This is a genomic window from Pseudomonas sp. CFBP 8758 (assembly GCF_014841725.1).
GTDB classification, from domain to species: domain Bacteria; phylum Pseudomonadota; class Gammaproteobacteria; order Pseudomonadales; family Pseudomonadaceae; genus Aquipseudomonas; species Aquipseudomonas baltica.
In genome coordinates, this window is sequence record NZ_JACYUK010000004.1 from 426,926 (window position 1) to 448,434 (window position 21,509).

A 21,509-nucleotide genomic window follows, 5' to 3' on the forward strand; every position below is an offset into this window, starting at 1 on the left:
TTGCTCACCTTATTCAAACCTGTGCGATCCACTTGCGATGGGTGTGGATCGACATCAAAACGCCAAACGCTGACAGCAGGGTCACCAGCGAAGTTCCGCCGTAGCTAATGAAAGGCAACGGCACCCCCACCACCGGCAGCAGGCCACTGACCATACCGATATTGACGAAAACGTAAACAAAAAAAGTCATGGTCAAGCTGCCGGCGAGCAACTTTCCGTACAGGGTCTGGGCCTGCGCGGTGATCACCAGCCCACGGCCGATCAGCAGCAGATAGATCAACAGCAGCGCGCAGATACCGACCAGGCCGAACTCCTCGCCGAGCACCGCGATGATGAAGTCGGTGTGGCTTTCGGGGAGGAAGTCCAGGTGCGACTGGGTGCCCAGCAGCCAGCCCTTGCCGAACACGCCACCCGAACCGATCGCCGCCTTGGACTGGATGATGTTCCAGCCGGTACCCAGCGGGTCGCTCTCCGGATCGAGAAAGGTCAGGATCCGCTGCTTCTGGTAGTCGTGCATGATAAAGAACCACATGCCGACCGCCACCGGCACCGCCGCTGCCAGCACGCTGGCAATCCAGCGCCAGCGCAGCCCGGCCATGAACAGCACGAAGGAGCCGGAAGCCAGGATCAGCAGTGACGTGCCTAGGTCTGGCTGGCGCACGATCAGCGCAAAGGGAATGCCGATCAGGGCCAGGCTCACCACCACGTGCTTGAGGGTCGGCGGCAGGGTCCGCTTGGCCAGGTACCAGGCGATGGTCGCCGGCATGATGATCTTCATGAACTCCGAGGGCTGGAAGCGGATGACCCCGGGGATGTTGATCCAGCGCGTGGCGCCCATGGCGTTGTGGCCCATGACGTCCACTACCACCAGCAGTATCACCCCGGTCACGTAGGCCAGGGGCACCCAGCGCGCCATGAAACGCGGTTCGAGCTGGGCGATGACGAACATCGACACCAGGCCCAGGCCGAAGGACGTGGCCTGCTTGATCAGCAGGTCCCAGTTCTTGCCGCTGGCCGAATAGAGGACGAACAGGCTGCCCGCCGCCAGGGTCAGCAGCAGGATCAGCAACGGGCCGTCGATGTGAATGCGCTGCAAAAATGTTGCGCGGCGACGCATCACATCCTCACTGGAGAGGATGCGGTCGAAATTACTCTTCAAGGGCGGTGATCTCCGCGCCCGTGGCGCTGGCGTATTCGGGTTTCAACTGGCCGTCGGGGCCGAGCAGCCAGGCGTCCATGATCTGGCGCACCACCGGCGCCGCCACGCCCGAGCCGGACTCGCCGTTCTCGACCATGACCGAGACCACGATGCGCGGGTTGTCCGCGGGCGCGAAGCCGACGAACAAGGCATGGTCGCGATGGCGCTCCTGGACCTTGCTGCGGTCGTACTTCTCGCCTTGGCGAATGGCGACGACCTGGGCCGTACCGGACTTGCCGGCGATTCGGTACTTGGCACCGATGGCAGCCTTGCGCGCGGTACCGCGGGCACCCTGCATGACCTGCTCCATGCCGTGGGTGACCTTGGCCCAGTCGGACGGATTGCGCAGCACGATGTCGGGCACCGGGTTCTCGTCCACCGGCGGCACGCCTTCGATGGTGCGCGCCAGCCGCGGGCGGTTCCACTTGCCCTTGTTGGCGACCAGGGCGGTGGCCTGGGCCAGTTGCAGTGGCGTGGCCTGCATGTAGCCCTGACCAATACCCAGAATGAGCGTTTCGCCGGGGAACCAGGCTTGCCGGCGGGTCTTGCGTTTCCATTCGCGCGAGGGCATCAGGCCCGGCGACTCTTCGAACATGTCCAGCGAGACCTTCTGGCCGATGCCGAACTGGCCCATGTAGTTGTCCAGCTTGTCGATGCCCAGCTTGTGCGCCAGGTCGTAGAAATAGGTGTCGTTGGAACGCATGATGGCGGTGTCCAGGTCTACCCAGCCATCGCCTGTGCGGTTCCAGTTGCGGTATTTATGGTCGTAGTTGGGCAGTTGATAGAAGCCTGGGTCGAACACCCGCGACCCGGCGTTGATCACGCCTGAGTCCAGCCCGGCGATCGCCACCGCAGGCTTGATCGTCGAACCGGGCGGATACAGGCCGCGCAACACACGGTTGAACAGCGGCCGGTCGATGGAATCGCGCAGGTCGGCATAGGCCTGGAAACCGATGCCGGTGACGAACAGGTTGGGGTCGAAGCTGGGCTGGCTGACCATTGCCAGCACCTCCCCGGTGCGCGGGTCCATCGCCACGATCGCGCCGCGACGGCCGCCCAGCGCCTCTTCGGCGGCTTCCTGCAACTTGATGTCCAGGCTCAGGACGATGTCCTTGCCCGGTTTCGGATCTGTGCGCTTGAGCACCCGCAGCACGCGACCGCGAGCGTTGGTCTCGACTTCCTCGTAGCCCACCGTGCCGTGCAATTCAGGCTCGTAGAAGCGCTCGATGCCGGTCTTGCCGATATGGTGCGTGCCGCTGTAGTCCACCGGATCCAGGGTCTTGAGTTCCTTCTCGTTGATGCGCCCGACATAGCCCACCGAGTGCGCGAAATGCGCCCCCTGCGGGTAATGCCGTACCAACTGCGCGACCACCTCCACACCCGGCAGGCGAAACTGGTTCACCGCGACCCGGGCGATCTGCTCTTCGTTGAGCTCGAACAGGATCGGTACTGGTTCGAACGGCCGGCGGCCCTGCTTCATGCGACGCTCGAACAGCTGCCGGTCTTCGTCGCTGAGCTCCAGCACCTCGACGATGGTATCGAGTACCTGACGCCAGTCACCGGAGCGTTCGCGGGTCATGCTCAGGCTGAAGCTGGGGCGGTTGTCGGCCACGACCACGCCGTTGCGGTCGAAGATCAGCCCACGGGTGGGGGGTATCGGCTGCACATGCACCCGATTGTTCTCCGAAAGCGTGGAGTGATATTCGTACTGGATCACCTGCAGGAAATACAGGCGCGCGATCAGCACGCAGATGAGAACCAGGATGGCCGCTGCACCGACCACGACGCGGCTGCGCACGGTGCGCGCGTCTTTCTCGTGGTCCTTGAGGCGAATCGGCTGGGACATCGGCTGGTTTGCGGCCTATTTGTGATAAGGGTGCCCGGACAGCACGGTCCAGGCGCGATACAGCTGTTCACCGATAAGTATCCGTACCAGCGGGTGAGGCAAGGTCAGCGGCGACAGCGACCAGCGCTGCTCGGCACGGGCGCAGACTTCCGGCGCCAGCCCCTCGGGGCCACCGACCATGAAGTTCACCGTGCGCGAGTCCAGGCGCCAGCGATCCAGTTCCACCGCCAACTGCTCGGTGCTCCAGGGCTTGCCGTGCACTTCCAGGGTAACGATGCGCTCCCCCGGACCGACCTTGGCCAGCATCGCTTCGCCTTCCTGGCGGATAAAGCGGGCCACGTCAGCGTTCTTGCCGCGGGTATTGAGCGGAATTTCGACCAGGTCCAGTGCCAGCTCGGCGGGCAGACGCTTGGCATATTCATGCCAGCCTTCTTCCACCCACTTGGGCATGCGCGAACCCACCGCGATCAGACGCAGACGCATGGCCCAGGCTTATTCGTTGCCAGGGGTGTGGTGCGCAGCGCTGGCGGCACGGCTCTGCTCGGCACCCTGCCACAGGCGTTCCAGGTCGTAGAACTGGCGCGCGGCAGCGGTCATCATGTGCACCACGACGGTGTCCAGGTCCAGCAGCACCCAGTCGCTGTCGCCCGCGCCTTCTTCGCCCAGTGGCTTGACGCCCTTGGCCTTGACCAGCTCGCGCACCTTTTCGCGCATGGCGCTGATCTGGCGGTTGGAGGTACCGGTGGCGATCACCATGAAGTCGGTGATGCTGTTCTTGTCACGCACGTCGATGACCAGGATGTCCTGAGCCTTGACGTCTTCGAGGGCGAGCTGGGTCAGCTCGACGATTTCTTCAGCGGGGATTGCTTGCTTATTGCTCATAAAAAAACTCGTTCAGTTCAATTGGACGCACGGTACAGCCCGTGCGCCTCGATGTAGGCCAATACTGCGTCGGGCACCAGGAAACGTACCGACTTGCCGCTGGCCAGCAGTTGACGGATCTGGGTGGCCGACACCGCGAGCGGTGCCTGCCAGACGAAAGTAATCTGCCCGCAGGCCCCCTTGAGGGCTTGCGGGTCGCTGATGGAACGCGCCGCCACCAGGTTGCGCAGGGCATCCGGCAGCTCGGTGTCCGCATCAGGTCGCTGCAACACGACGATGTGGCAGTGTTGCAGCAGTTCTTCCCAGCGGTACCAGGAGGGCAAGCCACAAAAGGCATCCCACCCCAGCAGCAGGAGCAACTGGTCCTGCGGGTCGAGCTCGGCACGCATCGACACCAGCGTGTCGAGGGTGTACGACGGTTTGTCGCGCGCCAGTTCACGGTCATCCACGGTCAGGGGCGCCAGCCCCTCTACTGCGGCCCGCACCATGGCCAGGCGCTGCTCGGCCGATACCTGCGGCTGGTCGCGATGCGGCGGCCGGGCGCTGGGCACCAATCGCAGATCGTCCAGGCCCAGGGCCTCGACCACTTCCACGGCGCCGCGCAGATGACCGATATGCACCGGGTCGAAGGTACCGCCCAGCACGCCGATTCGACGTGCAGTGCGCGATTGTACAGCGTAGGGACCGGGCCGGTTCGGTGCGGTCAACTCAGACCGGCTCCTGGCCGCGCAACTGGCCATCGCCGATCACCACGTATTTCTCGCAGGTCAGGCCTTCGAGGCCCACCGGGCCGCGGGCGTGGATCTTGTCGGTGGAAATGCCGATCTCGGCACCCAGGCCATATTCGAAACCATCGGCGAAACAGGTCGGCGCGTTGACCATCACGGACGCGGAGTCGACTTCGGCAACGAAGCGACGGGCATGGCCCTGCTGCTCGGTGACGATCGCATCGGTGTGATGGGAGCCATGCTGGTTGATGTGTTCGATGGCTTGGTCCAGGCCGTCGACCACTCGAATGGACAGGATGGCGGCCAGGTACTCGGTGTTCCAGTCTTCTTCGCTGGCCGGTACGGCTTCGATCAGGTCGCGGGTGCGCGGGCAACCGCGCAGCTCGACGCCTTTCTCGCGGAACTGCGCCGCCATCGGCGGCAGGAAACTCGCCGCCACCGACTGGTCGACCAGCAGCGTTTCCATGGCGCCGCAGATGCCGTAGCGATAGGTCTTGGCGTTGAAAGCGATCCGTTGCGCCTTGGCCAGGTCGGCGCCTGCGTCGACGAACACATGGCAGATGCCGTCCAGGTGCTTGATCACCGGCACCTTGGCATCACGACTGACCCGCTCGATCAGCCCTCGCCCGCCCCTTGGCACGATGATATCGACGTACTCGGGCATGCTGATCAGCGCGCCGACCGCGGCGCGGTCGGTGGTGTCCACGACCTGTACCACGGCGGCGGGCAAGCCGGCTTCGGCCAGGCCGCGCTGGATGCAGGTGGCGATGGCACGATTGGAGTGGATGGCCTCGGAGCCGCCACGCAAAATGGTGGCGTTACCCGATTTCAGGCACAGGCTGGCCGCGTCTATGGTCACGTTGGGCCGCGACTCGTAGATGATGCCGACCACACCCAGCGGCACGCGCATCTTGCCGACCTGGATGCCCGAGGGCCGGTAGCTCATGTCGCGGATCGCCCCGACCGGATCCGGCAGACTGGCCACCTGGCGCAGGCCGACGATCATGCCGTCGATACGCGCAGGGGTCAGCGCCAACCGCTCGAGCATGGCCGCGTCCAGGCCATTGGCGCGACCGGCTGCCAAATCCTGCTCGTTGGCGGCAACCAGTTCGGCACGGGCGCTGTCCAAGGCACTGGCCGCCGCCTGCAGGGCGCGATTCTTCTGCGCGGTGCTGGCACGGCCAATGACCCGCGAGGCTTCACGGGCAGCGCGACCCAGGCGGGTCATGTAGTCAAGAACGGACTCGGTCATGGTCTCTGTGGTCTTGGCAAAGAGGAAAGCGGCTGATTATAGCTGTCACGTACGCCCACTAACAGCGGTGACGGGCGGATGGTCGAAAACACCTCTTTAAACATATGTCCGCGGGCCTCACCGATGTGCAATTGCTATCATCCACCGCGACACCGAATGGACCCCGTTATGTTCAACCCGTTGCCCGATGCCTTTTTCGACACCGACGCGCAATCCCTCGCCCTTGCACTGCTGGGCAAGGTGATCCGCCACCGTCAGGGTCCGTACTGGTTGTCGGCGCGCATCATCGAAACCGAGGCGTACTACGTCACGGATCGCGGCAGCCATGCATCGCTGGGTTATACCCACAAACGCCGCGCGCTGTTCCTCGAAGGCGGGCACATCTATATGTACTACGCCCGTGGCGGCGACTCGCTGAACTTCAGCGCGCAGGGTCCGGGCAACGCGGTACTGATCAAGTCCGCCTACCCTTGGCTCGACGCACACACCGGCGACGATGCCTTCGCCCGGATGCAGCTCAACAACCCCGACGCCAGCGGCCTGCCGCGCCCGGCCCAGCGCCTGTGCGCTGGGCAGACCCTGCTGTGCAAGGCCCTGGGGCTGAAGGTACCGGTGTGGGACGCCCAGCGCTTCGACACTGAACAGCTGTTCGTCGACGACGTCGGCGCCGATGTCCCGCACATCCTGCAGACCACGCGCCTGGGTATTCCCCTAGGCCGCGACGAACACCTGCCGTACCGCTTCGTGGATGCCGGCTATGCCCGGTTCTGCACGCGCAACCCCCTGCGTCGCGGCCAGACAGACGGCCGCGATTACTTCTCGATCTTTCAAGGAACCTGACTCATGGGCGAATGGCTGGACAGTCTGACAGGCTGGCTGACGCTGCATCCACAGTGGCTGGGGGTGGCAATCTTCGCCATCGCCTGCATCGAATGCCTGGCGATCGCCGGCATCGTCGTACCCGGCACCGTGGTGTTGTTCGCTGTGGCCGTACTGGCCGGCAACGGCGCGTTGTCGCTCAGTGAGACACTGATGCTGGGCTATGCCGGCGGCCTTCTCGGCGACGCCATCTCGTACGCTCTGGGTCGACGGTTTCAACAGAGCATCCGTGGCCTGCCGCTGCTGCGCACGCACCCGCAATGGCTGGAAACCGCAGAAGGCTACTTCCATCGCTATGGCGTGGCGAGCCTTCTGATCGGGCGCTTCATCGGCCCGTTGCGGCCGATGCTGCCCATGGTCGCCGGCATGCTGGAAATGCCGTTGCCGCGCTTCATCCTGGTCAGCCTGGTGGCGGCCGCCGGTTGGTCGGTGGCCTATCTGCTGCCGGGCTGGGCGACGGGCGCCGCTTTCCGCCTGCCGCTGCCCGAGGACTTCTGGCCACAGGCCGGTATCGTTGCAGCCTGCATCGCCCTGCTGATGGGCCTGAGCCTGCATGCCACCTGGCGCGATCGCAGACGCGGCACGCTGCTCATCGCCCTCGCCTCGCTGATCATGCTGATTGCCCTGTTCTTCGGCTTCCCGCACCTGAGCGCGCTGGACAACGGCCTCAAGGCGCTGGTCCAGGAGCATCGCAGTGAGGCGGCGGAAACCTTTGTGGTGCTGGTCACGCGCATCGGTGATTTCCGCACTCAGTTCATGGTGGCCGGACTGCTCACCGCGCTGCTGCTGATCACCCGGCAATGGCGTCAGGCGCTGTTCGCCTGCGCGACCATGCTGATCACGGCGCTGCTCAACGGCTCGTTGAAACACCTGGTCGCCCGGCAGCGGCCCGACGTGCTGCTCGAACCGCTGACCACGTTCAGCATGCCCAGCGGGCATAGCTCGGCGGCCTTTGCCTTCTTTCTGAGCCTGGCCATACTCGCCGGGCGTCGGCAGACACCGCGCATGCGCCTGGTGTGGGTCATTCTGGCAAGCATTCCGGCGCTGTCGATTGCGTTGTCGCGGGTGTACCTGGGCGCGCATTGGCCGACCGACATCATTGCCGGCAGCATGCTGGCCTGCTTCGTCTGCGCTTCGTGCCTGGCGGCCGTGGAATATCGCCAGCCGCTGCCGGCGATGCCGTTGCGTGTCTGGTGGCTGGTGGTACCGGCGTGCGCGTTGCTGCTGGGCTTTTTTGCGGTGCACGGGCTGCCGTCGGCACTCGAAGGGTATCGCTACATGTAACCAGGCGCACCCGGCGCGCTGGGCCTGTTCGTCCCAGGCCTGTCCGTCTCAGACCAAGGCGTCGCCCTGCAGGCTGTCGAGCAGGGCCTGGATCGCCACCAGGCGCAGGCCTGGGTCGCTTTCGGCGAGCAGCTGTTCTTTCTCCTGCTCGGTGAACGGCAGCAGATAGGCCAACTGGTTGCCCAGCGATTGCTGGCCCTGAGCGCCGGCGGTCATGCCCAGCGCCGCCACCATCGGGTGCTCGGCCAAGGCCAGCAACAGTGCCTGCAGGTCGGCATGCGCATCGGCCAGCGGTCGGTCCGCCTGCTCTTCCAGCCAGTGCACGTCTGCCGTCAGCAATTGATCGCGTTGCACATGGGTGGCCTCGACACGGAAACGCCGAGCGCCCTGCACGCGGATACCCAACAGACCGTTGTCTTGCTGCTGGAAATCGGTGATCAGCGCTTCGCAGCCGACTGCGGCGTGTTCGCTGGGTGCCTGGCCCACTTCGCGCCCGGCCATGATGCCGACCACGCCAAAGCCGGCGCCCTGCTTCATGCAGCGCCCGATCATGTCCAGGTAGCGCGCTTCGAATAGCTGCAGATCCAGCACGCAACCGGGGAACAGCACGGTATTGAGGGGAAAGAGTGGCAATGTCATGGCTTGTGTCCTCACGCGAATACGCTGATGGCCAGGGGCAGAAAAACGGCGGTACCGACACCCATCAGACTCATGGCCAACGCCGCGAAGGCGCCGGTTTCTTCACTTTCCTGCAACGCCAGCGATGTGCCCACGGCATGCGCGTTGAGGCCCAATGCCATGCCCCGCGCCGCCGGGTGGTCGATGCCCAGCAAAGACAGCAGGCCGGGGCCGAAGATTCCGCCGATGACGCCGGTGATCAGCACGAACACGGCCGCCAGCGCCGCGACGCCGCCGATCTGCTCCGCCACCAGCATGGCGATCGGCGAGGTGACCGACTTGGGCGCCATGGTCATCAGAATCATGTGGTCGGCGCCCAAACCCCAACCCAGCAGCAGGCACAGCACGGTCGCGAACAGGCCGCCCAGGCCCAGGGTAATCAGGGTCGGCCAGAGCAGTTGGCGAATGCGCCGCAGGTTGAGAAACAGCGGCACCGCCAGGGCCACGGTCGCCGGGCCGAGCAGGATGCCGAGAATCTCGGTGCTCTTGCGGTATTCGGCATAGCTGATGCCGCAGCCTACCAGCACCGCAACCAGCAGCAACATGGACAGCAGCACCGGTTGCAGAAAGATCCAGCGGGTTTTTTCGTAGCCGGCGAGCACCAACTGGTAGGCGCCCAGGGTGATGCCGATGCCGAACAGCGGATGGTGGATGACCGCCTGCAGGGTGCCTTGCCAGTCCAGCATCATGGTTGCACCGGGTGATCATGCCGACGCCTGCGAATCAACCGCTGCATCAACCAACCGACGAACACGGTAGAGACCGTGACGGAAATCACCAGCGAGCCGACGATGGCCCAGAAGTCATCGGCGATCTGCTGGGCATAGACCATCACGCCCACCGCAGGTGGCACCAGCAGCAGCGGCAGGTAGCGCAGCAGGCTGTTGGCCGCCAGGCCCAGGGGTTCGCCGACCTCGCCACGTACCATGAGGTAGATGAGCAGCAGCACCAGGCCGATGATCGGACCGGGCAACACGGGCAGCAACAGATGATTGAGGGCCGTGCCCAGCAGCTGGAACAGGACCAGCCAGGTCAAACCGCGTAGCAACATTGCAGGTCTCCTTCGCAAGCCAGGCATTATAAGCCCCCAAGGCATGCCCCAGGGTGATGCAAGATGGCGCACCCCCATGATCGGACCCGGCAACGGTACACCCATCCGACAGTCGTCCGGCTCTGGCCTTAAAAGCGCCCTGCATCTGTTGTGCACCCTGGCATCTGCGGCATACTCGGCGCCTCAATCGCCCGGACCCCGTCATGCGCCCTCTCGCCCCCCTCGCCCTTTCGTTGTTGATCGCCGCTTGCGGAGATGGCGAGCCACTGTCGCCGCCCGACGCGCGACTGCCCGATGGCGGTCGCTACCGCGGAGAGGTGGTCAATGGGCTGTTGCAGGGTCAGGGCCGTGTCGACTATCCCAATGGCAGCGGCTACGCCGGGCAGTTCAAGGACGGCCAGTGGCAGGGTCAGGGCCAGTGGCATGGGCGCAACGGCGAGGTCTACACCGGCGGCTTCGATCATGGCCTGTTCCATGGCCAGGGCACCCTGATCGCTCGCGGCACCACCTACACCGGCGGCTTCGTCAAGGGTCGGCGCCAGGGCGAAGGGACCTTCAAGGAAGCCGGCGTGGCGTACCGCGGCGGGTTCAAGGAAGACCAGTATTCGGGTGCCGGGCACATCGAACTCGACGACGGCAGCCAGTACCAGGGCTGGTTCGCCCACGGCAAGCCCAATGGCGAAGGCACCCGCAGCGATGCCGCAGGCAACCAGTTCAGCGGCACCTTCGTCAATGGCCTGCTCGAAGGCCACGGCACGTTCAGCAATGCCGACGGCGATCAGTACATCGGCAACTTCCACCTCAACCAGCTGCATGGTCGCGGCCGCTACGAAAACGCCGCAGGCGATGTGTGGATCGGCACGTTCAAGGAAGGCGTACTCAGCGGCAAGGGCGAGATGTTCGCCAGCGACGGCAGCCACTACAAGGGCGAGTTCGCCGATTGGCGCTTCAGTGGCAAGGGCTGGCTGGCGCTGGCCGACGGCAGCATCTACAGCGGCACCTTCGAGAACGACACCTACCAGGGCCAGGGCAGCCTGACCCTGAAGGACGGCAGCAGCCAGGTCGGCTATTGGCTCAATGGCCAGCGTATCCGTGATGCGCAAGGTCATCTGTTGCCCGATCCGCTGGAACTGGGGCTGCTCAATCAGGGGCAACTGCTGGAACAAGCGCTCGCGGCAATCCCGCAGTCCACTGCAGCGATCGAGCTTTACAGCCTGGCGCTGGCTGGCGACGGCAAGCAAAGCGTGTTCATGCGCGAAGCCGACTACGTCTCCGGCATGCTCGCCAGTCGTTTTGGCGCGGTCGGACAGATCACCCTGGCCAACCACCGCGATCATCTGGCCGATCGGCTGATGGCCAGCCGCGAGACCCTCAGCCGCAGCGTGCAGACGCTGGCCGCGCGCAGCGGCCCGGAAGACCTGGTGTTCATCTACCTGACCAGTCACGGCACCAGCGAACATGAACTGGTGCTCGATCAGCCACGCCTGCAGTTGGGCGACCTGCCGGCCGATGAACTCGCCGCAGTGCTGGCGCCGCTCAAGGGCCGCGACAAGGTGGTGGTCATCTCGGCTTGCTATTCGGGCGGATTCATCCCCGCGCTCAGGGACGAGAAAACCCTGGTCATGACCGCTTCGCGGGCCGACCGGGTGTCTTTCGGCTGCTCCGAAGAAGCCGACTTTACCTATTTCGGCGACGCCTTGTTCGCCCAGGCCTTCAACCAGACGGACGACCTGCAGCAGGCTTTCGAACTTGCCAGCCGGCACGTTGCCGAACGGGAGATCGCCGATAATTACGAAGCCTCGCAGCCGCAGATCTGGGCGCCCAAAGGGGTCCTCGCGCATTGGCAGCGATTGCGCCAACAACAGGCCAAGCGGGCGCTGCTCGACGCCGCCACGCCTGACAACAAGCAATAGGGCATCTGCTTCACGCTGCCTGTATCAAGGGAGACATTGCATGTACTTGACGCCGCAGCACATCCTTCTGGCCGGCGCCACCGGCCTGACCGGCGAGCATTTGCTCGACCGCCTGCTCGCCGAGCCGACCGTGCAACGGGTCCTGGCCCCCACCCGGCGCCCTCTGGCCGAGCACGCGCACCTGGACAACCCGGTGGGGCCACTGCTGGCCTTGCTGGCGGATCTGCAGGGCCCGGTGGACATCGCTTTCTCGTGCCTGGGCACGACCATCAAGCAGGCCGGCTCGCAAGAGGCGTTTCGCGAAGTCGACCACCAGCTCATCGTCGCCTATGCCCAGCGTGCCCGCGAACTGGGTGCACGTCACTTCCTGCTGATCAGCGCCATTGATGCAGACCCGCAATCCTCGGTGTTCTACAACCGCGTCAAGGGTGAGACCGAGCAGGCGCTGCGTGCCCAGGGCTGGCCGCAACTGACCATCGCCCGGCCGTCGGTGCTGATCGGCGACCGCGTCGAAGCACGCCTGGCCGAGCGCATTGCCGGGCCTTTGTCGAAGCTGATTCCGGGCAAGTACCACGGCATCGAAGCGCTGCAACTGGCGCGCGCCCTGTGGCGCCTGGCGCTCGAAGAGCAGGACGGCGTGCGCGTGGTGGAGTCGGACGAGCTGCGGCGCCTGGGCAAATAGCCCGCAGCCGGCGCGTCAGTCGTCGCTGCCGTGGTGGTGCTCGCCCCAGCGCGGCAGCATGTCCTGAGGAATATCCAGCAGGTTGAGCACCCGTGCGACGACGAAGTCGATCAGGTCGTCGATGGTCTGCGGCTGGTGATAGAAGCCCGGCGCTGCCGGCAGGATCACCGCGCCCATCTGCGACAGCTTGAGCATGTTCTCCAGATGGATGGTCGAGAACGGTGCCTCGCGCGGCACCAGGATCAACTGCCGACGTTCCTTGAGCGTTACATCGGCAGCGCGCTCGATGAGGTTGTTGCAGGCGCCGCTGGCGATGGCCGACAGGGTGCCGGTCGAGCACGGCACCACCACCATGGCGCTGGGCGCGCCGGAGCCCGATGCCACCGGCGACATCCAGTCTTCTTTGCCATACACGCGGATCTGTCCGGCGGACGCCCCGGTGTACTCGTTGAGAAAGGCCTGCATGGCCTGGGGCTTGGCCGGCAAGCTGACGTCCGTTTCCGTGGCCAGCACCAGTTGCGCGGCCTTGGAGATGAGGAAATGCACCTCGCGGTCTTCGCGCACCAGGCAGTCGAGCAGGCGCAAGCCGTACTGCGCGCCCGACGCGCCGGTCATGGCCAGGGTGATCCGCTGCGGGCCGCTCACTTGAGGGCCTCCGCCAGTTTCAGATGCAGGCCGCCGAAACCGCCGTTGCTCATGATCACCACGTGGGTGCCTGGCCGTGCCTGGCTCTTGACCCGCTCGATGATGGCTTCCAGCGAATCGGCGACGATGGCCGGAACCGGGCACTGGGCAGCCGTGGCGGCCAGATCCCAGCCCAGGTTGGGCGGCGCATACCAGATGACCTGATCGGCATCGCGGACACTCTCGGGCAGGCCGTCGCGGTGCGCGCCCAGCTTCATGGAGTTGGAGCGCGGCTCGATCACGGCGATCAACGCTGCATCGCCAATGCGCTTGCGCAAGCCGTCCAGGGTAGTGGCGATAGCCGTGGGGTGGTGGGCAAAGTCGTCATAGAGGGTAACGCCCTGCACTTCGGCCACCCACTCCATGCGCCGCTTGACGCTCTTGAACGCGCACAGCGCCTCGATACCCAACGGCGCGACCACGCCCACGTGGCGGGCAGCAGCCAGCGTTGCCAAGGCGTTGGCCACGTTATGCTGGCCGGTCAGCGGCCACTCCACGGTGCCCTGCACGACACCTTCGAAGGAAACCTCGAAGCGCGACCCATCCGCACTGAGCAGGTTTGCCTGCCACTGGCCGTTCTCCCCCGTGGTCTGTACCGGTGTCCAGCAACCCATCTCGATCACTCGGCCCAGTGCCGGCTCGGTGGTGGGGTGGATCACCAGGCCCTCGCTGGGCACGGTTCGAATCAGGTGGTGGAACTGGCGCTCGATGGCGGCCAGGTCGGGGAAGATGTCGGCATGATCGAATTCCAGATTGTTGAGAATCGCCGTGCGCGGACGGTAGTGGACGAACTTGGAACGCTTGTCGAAGAACGCACTGTCGTACTCGTCTGCCTCGACCACGAAGAACGGCGTCTGCCCCAGGCGCGCCGACACCGCGAAATTCTGCGGCACGCCGCCGATCAGGAAGCCGGGCGCCATGCCCGCATGCTCCAGCACCCAGGCCAGCATGCTGCTGGTGGTGGTCTTGCCGTGGGTACCGGCCACGGCCAGCACCCAGCGTCCCTGCAGCACGTGGTCGGCCAGCCACTGCGGCCCCGATACATAGGGCAAGCCCTTGTTCAGGACATGCTCGACCGCCGGGTTGCCGCGCGACAGGGCATTGCCGATCACCACCAGGTCAGGCGCAGGTTCCAGCTGGGCAGCGTCGTAACCCTGGGTCAGCTCGATGCCCTGAGCCTGCAGCTGGGTACTCATGGGCGGATAGACATTGGCGTCCGAACCGGTGACACGGTGCCCCAGTTCCTTGGCGAGCACTGCCAGGGAGCCCATGAAGGTGCCGCAGATACCGAGAATGTGAATGTGCATGATTGGCCTCGTAAAACGTCGAGGCAGGGTAGCGTAGGGTAGGAAAAATCGCATCCTTTGATTGGTGATCCTTGCTCTTCGGCCTGCTGTTTACAGGTGTTTCAAGGCGCCGTGCTCGCCTTTGTTCTACGCTTACTGGGCGCCACGGCGCGTCCTCCACAGAACCACAACAGCAGGAGACACCCCATGCGTTACGCACACCCGGGCACCGAAGGCGCCAAGGTCGAATTCAAGGCCAAATACGGCAACTATATCGGCGGTGAGTTCGTCGCGCCGGTGGACGGCAATTACTTCACCACCACCTCGCCAGTCAACGGCCAGCCCATTGCCGAATTTCCCCGTTCCAACGCCAAGGATATCGACAAGGCGCTGGACGCCGCCCACGCTGCCGCCGACGCCTGGGGCGCGACCTCGGTGCAGGCCCGCTCGCTGGTCCTGCTGAAGATCGCCGACCGTATCGAACAAAACCTGGAAACCCTGGCCATCACCGAAACCTGGGACAACGGCAAGGCTATCCGCGAAACCCTGAACGCCGACATTCCGCTGGCGGCCGATCATTTCCGCTACTTCGCCGGCTGTCTGCGCGCCCAGGAAGGCAGCGCTGCCGAGATCGACGGCAACACTGTCGCCTACCACATCCATGAACCGCTGGGCGTGGTCGGGCAGATCATCCCGTGGAACTTCCCGATCCTGATGGCGGCGTGGAAGCTCGCCCCGGCACTGGCCGCCGGCAACTGCGTGGTGCTCAAGCCGGCCGAACAGACGCCGCTGGGCATCACCGTGCTGATGGAACTGATCGGTGACCTGCTGCCACCGGGCGTGCTCAACGTGGTCCAGGGTTTCGGCAAGGAAGCAGGCGAAGCCCTGGCCACCAGCAAGCGCATCGCCAAGATCGCCTTCACCGGTTCGACGCCGGTGGGCTCGCACATCATGAAGTGCGCCGCCGAGAACATCATTCCCTCGACCGTGGAACTGGGCGGCAAATCGCCGAACATCTTCTTCGAAGACATCATGCAGGCCGAGCAGACCTTTATCGAGAAGGCCGCCGAAGGGTTGGTGCTGGCCTTTTTCAACCAGGGCGAGGTGTGCACCTGCCCTTCCCGCGCGCTGGTGCAGGAATCCATCTACCCGGCCTTCATGAAGGAAGTCATGAAGAAGGTCGAGCAGATCAAACGCGGCGATCCGCTGGACACCGACACCATGGTCGGCGCCCAGGCGTCGGAGCAACAGTTCGACAAGATTCTGTCCTACCTGGAGATCGCCAAGAGCGAAGGCGCCGAGCTGCTGACCGGTGGCCAGGTGCAGAAACTTGAAGGTGCCCTGTCGACCGGCTATTACATCCAGCCGACCCTGCTCAAGGGCACCAACAAGATGCGTGTCTTCCAGGAAGAAATCTTCGGCCCGGTGGTCAGCATCACCACCTTCAAGGACGAAGCCGAAGCCCTGGCCATCGCCAACGACACCGAGTTCGGCCTGGGCGCCGGGGTCTGGACCCGCGATATCAACCGCGCCTGGCGCATGGGCCGTGGGATCAAGGCCGGGCGTGTCTGGACCAACTGCTACCACCTGTACCCGGCGCACGCCGCGTTCGGCGGTTACAAGAAATCCGGTGTAGGCCGCGAGACGCACAAGATGATGCTCGACCACTACCAGCAGACCAAAAACCTGCTGGTCAGCTACGACATCAACCCACTGGGCTTTTTCTGACCCAAACGGCGGCGCAGGGACGCTCCGGCGTCCGTCGCCTACCGCTGCGAACACGGGATGTTGCGCACGCCCGGCGCGCGACCGTTCGTCGGTTTGCCCGGCGTGACGAGCCTGCCCAACAAACCTGCCTCACCCATCGGTATACTGCGCGGATTCTTCACGACCGGATCCGCACAGGTACCTCCCATGGAATTCAGCTTCATCGACCTCATCCTGCACCTGGATGTGTACCTCAACATGCTGGTGACCCAGTACGGCACCTGGGTCTACGCGATCCTGTTCCTGGTGATCTTCTGCGAAACCGGCCTGGTGGTAATGCCTTTCTTGCCTGGCGACTCGCTGCTGTTCATCGCCGGCGCGGTGGCGGCAGGCGGCGGCATGGACCCGTTCCTGCTCGCTGGCCTGTTGATGACCGCCGCCATCCTTGGCGACAGCACCAACTACATCGTCGGGCGTACCGTGGGCGACAAGCTGTTCAGCAACCCGGACTCGAAGATCTTCCGCCGCGATTACCTGGACCAGACTCACGCCTTCTATGCCCGCCACGGCGGCAAGACGGTAACCCTGGCGCGGTTCCTGCCGATCCTGCGCACCTTCGCCCCGTTCGTGGCTGGCGTTGGCAAGATGCACTACCCGCGCTTTCTGGGCTTCAGTGTGCTGGGCACGGTGTTGTGGGTCGGTGGTCTGGTGACCCTGGGTTACTTCTTCGGCAACATGCCGTTCATCAAGCAGAACCTGACCCTGCTGATCGTCGCGATCATTCTGATTTCGCTGCTGCCGATGATCGTCGGCTTGCTGCGCAGCCGCACGGCCCGCACCGCACCGACGCGCTGAGCCCATGTGGTCGTACAAGGCCTGGCGGCGACAGCGAACCCTGAACCGCCACCGTATCGATGAATCGCTGTGGCGGGCGGTGCGTGCCGAGCTGCCGATCCTCGACGGCCTCGATGCCCGGCAGGACCTCCGTTTGCGCGAGGCCTGCGTGCTGTTCCTGCAGGCCAAGACCTTGACCTGCCTGCCCGGCGTCGAACTCGACGACCGGGCGCGCCTGCACCTGGCGGCACAGGCGCAACTGCCGTTGCTGCAGCTGGGCGATCTGGACTGGTACCACGGTTTCCACGAGATCGTCCTGTACGCCGACGATTTCGTCAGCCCCCAGCGCTACCGCGACCCCAGCGGCGTGGAGCATCAATGGGACGGCGAGCACAGTGGCGAGGCCTGGCAGCAGGGGCCGGTGATTCTCGCCTGGTCGGGTGTGGCAGCCAGCGGCGGCTGGGATGGCTACAACCTGGTCATCCACGAACTGGCGCACAAGCTCGACATGCTCAATGGCGACGCCAATGGGCTGCCGCCACTGCATGGCGACATGCGCGTGAGCGACTGGGCCCGCACCATGCAGGACGCCTACGACGACCTCGATCGCCAGCTCGATGCCAATCCTGATGCGCAAACCGCCATCGACCCCTATGCCGCGGAAAACCCGGCGGAATTCTTCGCCGTCACCAGCGAGTATTTCTTCACCGCGCCGGATTTGCTGCACCAGGCCTACCCACAGGTCTACGAGCAGTTGCGCCTGTTCTACCGCCAGGATCCGCTCGAACGGCTCTCGGCCCTCCCCCGACCTGCGTAACGCCGTGACGCGGCTGGCGCCGCTGCTACAGGGACCGCGTTCATCCACGCCGCGTCGGCCGTCGACATCCAATCCCATTCCCCAACGCCGTGCTTGATGGCAAAACCATTCCCTGTAGCAGCGGCGCAAGCCGCGTCGGCGGGCGCCGCATGATGTCACGTGGCCCACGGCGCATATGGCATGCGCCCCTGCAATGTGCCTATAATCGCGCCCACATTTTCGGCCTGCATGGCCTTCAGACTGGCCCAAACCACGGGGGCAACGCCCAATGAGCTACAGCAAGATTCCGGCTGGCAAAGACCTGCCGAACGACATCTACGTCGCCATCGAGATTCCGGCCAACCACGCGCCGATCAAATACGAAATCGACAAGGACAGCGACACGCTGTTCGTCGACCGTTTCATGGCCACGCCGATGTTCTACCCGGCCAACTACGGCTTCATCCCCAACACCCTGGCCGACGACGGCGACCCCCTCGACGTGCTGGTCGTCACGCCTTACCCGGTCACGCCTGGTGCGGTCATCCGCGCCCGTCCGGTCGGCATCCTGCACATGACCGACGACGGCGGCGGCGACGCCAAGGTCATCGCCGTACCGCACGACAAGCTGTCGCAGCTGTATGTCGACGTCAAGGAATACACCGATCTGCCGCCGCTGCTGCTGGAACAGATCAAGCACTTCTTCGAGAACTACAAGGATCTCGAAAAAGGCAAATGGGTGAAGATCGAAGGCTGGGGCAACGCAGACGCCGCCCGCGCCGAAATCACCAAGTCGGTCGCCGCGTTCAAGGGCTGAGCCGTCGCTGTACGAAAAACCCCGGCCATGGCCGGGGTTTTTCATGGGCGCTGCAAAGGTATCGGGCGAAAAGAGATTTGCACCGGCGAGCGGCCCTGCGTATTCTTTGGCCCTCACCAGCCCAGGCTGGTCATCAGTTGCAGGCGGTTGCGGCTTACCAAAAGTAAGGCAAGATCGTCGACGAGAAGCCGGCCATAAGCCGGCTTTTTAATGCCCCGAGAAAAGTCCGTAGCGCCTGTTTCGCGGCCACGGACCGCTCCTACCGAACAGCAGCGGAAACACGCTCCCTGTGAAAGCGGTCATCGGCCACGAAGACTCCACCGCGGCCGACCCGACCCTGCCCTCATCACCCCTCGCAGAACCGAATCCGGTTACCGAAGGGGTCATACACCTCCAACAGCCGCCCCCAGCCCTGCTCGACGATCTGCGGACGGCCGTAGCCATAACGCTTGGCCAGCAGTTCATCACGCAACGCTTCGACACCGTGCATCGGCACGAACACGGTCGAGCCCGGTGAGCAATCGCCGTGGTGTTCGGAAAGATGCAACTGCAGACTCCCCCGCTCGACCCCCAGGTACAGCGGCAGGTCGGCCTCGAAGCGATGCTCGAACTCGACCGTGAAACCCAAGAAGTCAAGATAGAACTCGCGGGCCTTGGCTTCGTCGAAAATCCGCAGGATGGGGATGGCCTTGTCGAAACCGATCACCGCTGAGGCAGTCGGTGCCAGGGTGGCCGAAGCGGTGTTCCAGTCCTTGTGCCCCAACTGCCGTGCAACCATTTCCAGGGCGGTGGAATGCGATACGTCGTGACCCTGCGCCTGCAGTGCGACGCGCAGCGTCTTGGCCATCTGCTTGGCGTGCTCGATTGAAAACATGACAACTCCCGAGTCGATGCATGCTGGTGCTCGCGTTGCCAGGCCTCGACCATCAAGAGAGGTGTGAAGGCGTGAGGGTGCAACAATGCTTTCACCTTTCCTTGCGGAGCGAGCGGCGGGCAGCATGGGCCGCCGCCGATGTTAGCGCAAAGCGTCGAAGGGGTCACCACGAGACACTCTCGCCACTGGAAAATCCCGTTTTTCAGACACGATTAAAAGGCCGGCATGGCCATCGAAAATATCGTGACTGGGGCGTGGGCAACCGGCGTGAAAAAACCCGTGTGCAGGAATTTTCAGACCCGCCGACTCGCATTCATGGGGATATCGTTGTGGGTGATTGGCGAGGGCTGCGATGACAGGCTCATGCGTGCGAACGGTGCGTGCCCGAGTGTAAAAATCCTTTCAAACCAAGCCTGTTCCGCCTCGATTGACCATGCCCTGGCGCGCTGCTAACTCTTAGGACAGCGACACCGACCGTCAGTTTTCCTTCGAGGCGCTATCCATGAATACAGCCACGACCGCCCTACCCCCGGCCTTGCCGCCAGAGGCTTCGAGCACCCGCTCGATCGCCGCTGCGCTGTCGCACCAGAGCATTCACAACCTGGAGCGCTATTACGATCATTGGGCTCGCCACTATGACGCCGACGTCGAGGCCGAGGCCTATTGCGGGCCGACGATGGTCGTCGACTTGCTCGATGCCGTGGCTCAGCGAGGCAACCTCGGTCACGACAGTCGCGTGCTCGATGCCTGCTGCGGCACCGGCCTGGTCGGACGCACCCTGCAGGAGCGCGGCTATCGGCAGATCAGCGGCTGCGACCTGTCCCGGCCCATGCTCGACCAGGCTCAGGCTTCCCGGGCCTACCAGCATCTGCACAGCCAGATAGACCTGACCCAGCCGTTGCCACCGGCCCTGCTTCGGCACTTCGACGCGGTAGTCTGCTGCGGCGCCTTCATTCCCGGGCACCTGCCTGCCTCCGCACTGCGTGGCCTGGTCGCCATGACCCGGCCTGGCGGCGTGGTGGTGCTGAGTGTTCGCGAGACTTACTTCGACACCGCCGGCTTCGAGCCGTTGTTGCAAAGCCTGGGGCGCGAGCAGGGACTCGTCGTGCTCGAAGCCCGGATGTCGGCCCGCTACCTGCAAAACGCGCGCGCCCACTACCTGGCCTTGTACGTCGCATGAACGGGGTCTACGACATGCCGATTCTTCCTGTCATCTCCCTGGCGCAACTGGCGGCACGTGAGCCTGGGGCAATTACGCAACTGAGCGCAGCGTGCGCCGACGACGGCTTCTTCTATCTGGTGGATCACGGGCTTCCGGCCGCGTTGATCGAGCGCTACCTGAGTGCCGCCGAGGCGTTCTTCGCGCTGCCAGAGCCGGTCAAGCAGCGCTTCGGCCATGCTCACCAGCCCGGCTACCCGCACACCGCACGGGGTTACGTCGGGGCCTATGGCGAAACGCTGCATCCCGATGCAGGCCCAGACAACAAGCAGCACCTGGACTGGGGCATCGACCGGCCCGGTGGCGCGCCGTTCAGCGGGCCGAGCCTGCTGCCCGACGACGAGCTCGCGCCTGGTCTGAACGCTTGCGCCTACGCCCTGCAGGACAACGTCATGGAACAGGTGTTTCCCCAGCTGCGCCGAGCCATCACCAGCGCCTTGCAGCTGCCAGCGCAGGCGTTCGATGCGCACTTCCGTCAGCCAACCCTGATCCAGCGCGCTTCATATTATCCAGCCGGGGCGGGAACGGCCGGCAAACATACCGACAACGGCTTTCTCACCCTGCTGATCCAGCAACCCCTGCCGCAGCCTTCACTGCGCATCTACAGCCGTGGCCAGTGGGTCGACGTGCCGTGCCTGGAGGGCGCGGTACTGGTCAATCTGGGCGACATGCTGCAGCGCTGGACCAACGAGCGCCTGGTCAGCACCGCGCATCAGGTCCTGCATCGTCAGCCGAGCCCACGGGTGTCACTGGCGTTTTTCATCTACCCGGATATCGACGCGATCATCGCACCCATCGGCGGCGGGCCAAGCTTCTCCACGGCCGAGGTGATGCTGGAGAACTTCGATTCGATCTGGGTACGCAAGCAGGGCGCTGGAAGGGCCCGCCAACTGGTTTGA

At 64.4% G+C, this 21,509-nt stretch carries 22 protein-coding genes; 10 read left to right on the top strand and 12 right to left on the bottom strand.

Translation table 11 applies throughout. From position 1 onward, the window contains the following. Window positions 1–13: 13 nt before the first annotated feature. Genes rodA through IFT75_RS11400 form a run of 6 tightly spaced genes read right to left on the bottom strand, consistent with a single transcriptional unit; the run spans window position 14 to window position 5,906 of the window. A complete protein-coding gene (gene rodA / locus IFT75_RS11375) occupies window positions 14–1,117 on the bottom strand; it encodes a rod shape-determining protein RodA (protein ID WP_163007397.1) in 1,104 nt (367 codons plus the stop codon). A 31-nt stretch (window positions 1,118–1,148) separates the two neighbouring features. Continuing rightward, window positions 1,149–3,044, bottom strand: a complete 1,896-nt coding sequence (gene mrdA / locus IFT75_RS11380) for a penicillin-binding protein 2 (RefSeq protein ID WP_122795465.1) — start codon at window positions 3,042–3,044, stop codon at window positions 1,149–1,151. Window positions 3,045–3,059: 15 nt separating this feature from the next. After that, window positions 3,060–3,527, bottom strand: coding sequence for a 23S rRNA (pseudouridine(1915)-N(3))-methyltransferase RlmH (rlmH, locus tag IFT75_RS11385; RefSeq protein WP_043192648.1), 468 nt, complete (start codon window positions 3,525–3,527; stop codon window positions 3,060–3,062). Between the two features lie 9 nt (window positions 3,528–3,536). Continuing rightward, the gene (gene rsfS / locus IFT75_RS11390) at window positions 3,537–3,926 is read right to left on the bottom strand and encodes a ribosome silencing factor (protein WP_122475539.1); all 390 of its coding nucleotides are present in this window, start codon (window positions 3,924–3,926) and stop codon (window positions 3,537–3,539) included. Window positions 3,927–3,943: 17 nt separating this feature from the next. Beyond that, a complete protein-coding gene (gene nadD / locus IFT75_RS11395) occupies window positions 3,944–4,666 on the bottom strand; it encodes a nicotinate-nucleotide adenylyltransferase (protein ID WP_122475541.1) in 723 nt (240 codons plus the stop codon). Next, the gene (locus IFT75_RS11400; RefSeq protein ID WP_192054841.1) at window positions 4,635–5,906 is read right to left on the bottom strand and encodes a glutamate-5-semialdehyde dehydrogenase; all 1,272 of its coding nucleotides are present in this window, start codon (window positions 5,904–5,906) and stop codon (window positions 4,635–4,637) included. Before IFT75_RS11400 ends, nadD begins: the two co-directional genes overlap by 32 nt. A gap of 168 nt (window positions 5,907–6,074) precedes the next feature. Here IFT75_RS11400 and IFT75_RS11405 point away from each other — a divergent pair, with 168 nt between their 5' ends. Both IFT75_RS11405 and IFT75_RS11410 read left to right on the top strand, forming a co-directional pair. Then, window positions 6,075–6,746, top strand: coding sequence for a DNA-3-methyladenine glycosylase (locus IFT75_RS11405; RefSeq protein ID WP_192054842.1), 672 nt, complete (start codon window positions 6,075–6,077; stop codon window positions 6,744–6,746). A gap of 3 nt (window positions 6,747–6,749) precedes the next feature. Continuing rightward, window positions 6,750–8,069 (top strand): bifunctional DedA family/phosphatase PAP2 family protein, encoded by a 1,320-nt coding sequence (locus IFT75_RS11410; RefSeq protein WP_185795132.1) that lies wholly within the window; start codon window positions 6,750–6,752, stop codon window positions 8,067–8,069. Between the two features lie 48 nt (window positions 8,070–8,117). Here the strand turns inward: IFT75_RS11410 and IFT75_RS11415 are convergent, their stop codons facing one another. Genes IFT75_RS11415 through IFT75_RS11425 form a run of 3 tightly spaced genes read right to left on the bottom strand, consistent with a single transcriptional unit; the run spans window position 8,118 to window position 9,798 of the window. Next, window positions 8,118–8,708 carry an LON peptidase substrate-binding domain-containing protein gene (locus IFT75_RS11415; protein ID WP_192054844.1) on the bottom strand — a complete coding sequence of 197 codons (591 nt, stop codon included), beginning with the start codon at window positions 8,706–8,708 and terminating at the stop codon, window positions 8,118–8,120. An 11-nt stretch (window positions 8,709–8,719) separates the two neighbouring features. Then, a complete protein-coding gene (locus tag IFT75_RS11420; protein WP_122475551.1) occupies window positions 8,720–9,436 on the bottom strand; it encodes an LrgB family protein in 717 nt (238 codons plus the stop codon). Further along, complete coding sequence (locus tag IFT75_RS11425; protein ID WP_122475553.1) at window positions 9,433–9,798, bottom strand: CidA/LrgA family protein; 366 nt, start codon at window positions 9,796–9,798, stop codon at window positions 9,433–9,435. Before IFT75_RS11425 ends, IFT75_RS11420 begins: the two co-directional genes overlap by 4 nt. 203 nt (window positions 9,799–10,001) lie before the next feature. Between IFT75_RS11425 and IFT75_RS11430 the strand changes: the two genes are divergently transcribed. Both IFT75_RS11430 and IFT75_RS11435 read left to right on the top strand, forming a co-directional pair. Next, complete coding sequence (locus IFT75_RS11430; RefSeq protein ID WP_192054846.1) at window positions 10,002–11,711, top strand: C13 family peptidase; 1,710 nt, start codon at window positions 10,002–10,004, stop codon at window positions 11,709–11,711. Between the two features lie 40 nt (window positions 11,712–11,751). Beyond that, on the top strand, window positions 11,752–12,393 hold the full coding sequence (locus IFT75_RS11435) for an oxidoreductase (RefSeq protein ID WP_122475557.1): 642 nt from the start codon (window positions 11,752–11,754) through the stop codon (window positions 12,391–12,393). Window positions 12,394–12,408: 15 nt separating this feature from the next. On the opposite strand, the gene ubiX is transcribed toward IFT75_RS11435, so the two are convergent. Together ubiX and mpl are read right to left on the bottom strand one after the other, a co-directional pair. Then, window positions 12,409–13,038 (bottom strand): flavin prenyltransferase UbiX, encoded by a 630-nt coding sequence (gene ubiX, locus IFT75_RS11440; protein WP_122795472.1) that lies wholly within the window; start codon window positions 13,036–13,038, stop codon window positions 12,409–12,411. Then, the gene (mpl, locus tag IFT75_RS11445) at window positions 13,035–14,384 is read right to left on the bottom strand and encodes a UDP-N-acetylmuramate:L-alanyl-gamma-D-glutamyl-meso-diaminopimelate ligase (RefSeq protein ID WP_192054848.1); all 1,350 of its coding nucleotides are present in this window, start codon (window positions 14,382–14,384) and stop codon (window positions 13,035–13,037) included. Before mpl ends, ubiX begins: the two co-directional genes overlap by 4 nt. Before the next feature lie 186 nt (window positions 14,385–14,570). Between mpl and exaC the strand changes: the two genes are divergently transcribed. The 4 genes from exaC to ppa all read left to right on the top strand — a co-directional run bounded on the left by exaC (window position 14,571) and on the right by ppa (window position 18,517). Next, window positions 14,571–16,091, top strand: coding sequence for an acetaldehyde dehydrogenase ExaC (gene exaC, locus IFT75_RS11450; RefSeq protein WP_192054850.1), 1,521 nt, complete (start codon window positions 14,571–14,573; stop codon window positions 16,089–16,091). 186 nt (window positions 16,092–16,277) lie between these two features. After that, the gene (locus IFT75_RS11455; protein ID WP_122475565.1) at window positions 16,278–16,925 is read left to right on the top strand and encodes a DedA family protein; all 648 of its coding nucleotides are present in this window, start codon (window positions 16,278–16,280) and stop codon (window positions 16,923–16,925) included. A gap of 4 nt (window positions 16,926–16,929) precedes the next feature. After that, a complete protein-coding gene (locus IFT75_RS11460) occupies window positions 16,930–17,721 on the top strand; it encodes a M90 family metallopeptidase (RefSeq protein WP_192054852.1) in 792 nt (263 codons plus the stop codon). Window positions 17,722–17,989: 268 nt separating this feature from the next. Continuing rightward, the gene (ppa, locus tag IFT75_RS11465) at window positions 17,990–18,517 is read left to right on the top strand and encodes an inorganic diphosphatase (protein WP_122475569.1); all 528 of its coding nucleotides are present in this window, start codon (window positions 17,990–17,992) and stop codon (window positions 18,515–18,517) included. Between the two features lie 346 nt (window positions 18,518–18,863). Here ppa and IFT75_RS11470 read toward each other — a convergent pair whose 3' ends face one another. Beyond that, window positions 18,864–19,391: a glyoxalase superfamily protein gene (locus IFT75_RS11470; RefSeq protein WP_192054854.1), complete on the bottom strand. Its 528-nt coding sequence runs from the start codon at window positions 19,389–19,391 to the stop codon at window positions 18,864–18,866. Between the two features lie 502 nt (window positions 19,392–19,893). Here IFT75_RS11470 and IFT75_RS11475 point away from each other — a divergent pair. Continuing rightward, entirely contained in the window at window positions 19,894–20,571 is a 678-nt protein-coding gene (locus IFT75_RS11475) for a class I SAM-dependent DNA methyltransferase (RefSeq protein ID WP_192054855.1), read from the top strand. Between the two features lie 14 nt (window positions 20,572–20,585). Next, window positions 20,586–21,509 carry an isopenicillin N synthase family dioxygenase gene (locus IFT75_RS11480; RefSeq protein WP_192054857.1) on the top strand — a complete coding sequence of 308 codons (924 nt, stop codon included), beginning with the start codon at window positions 20,586–20,588 and terminating at the stop codon, window positions 21,507–21,509.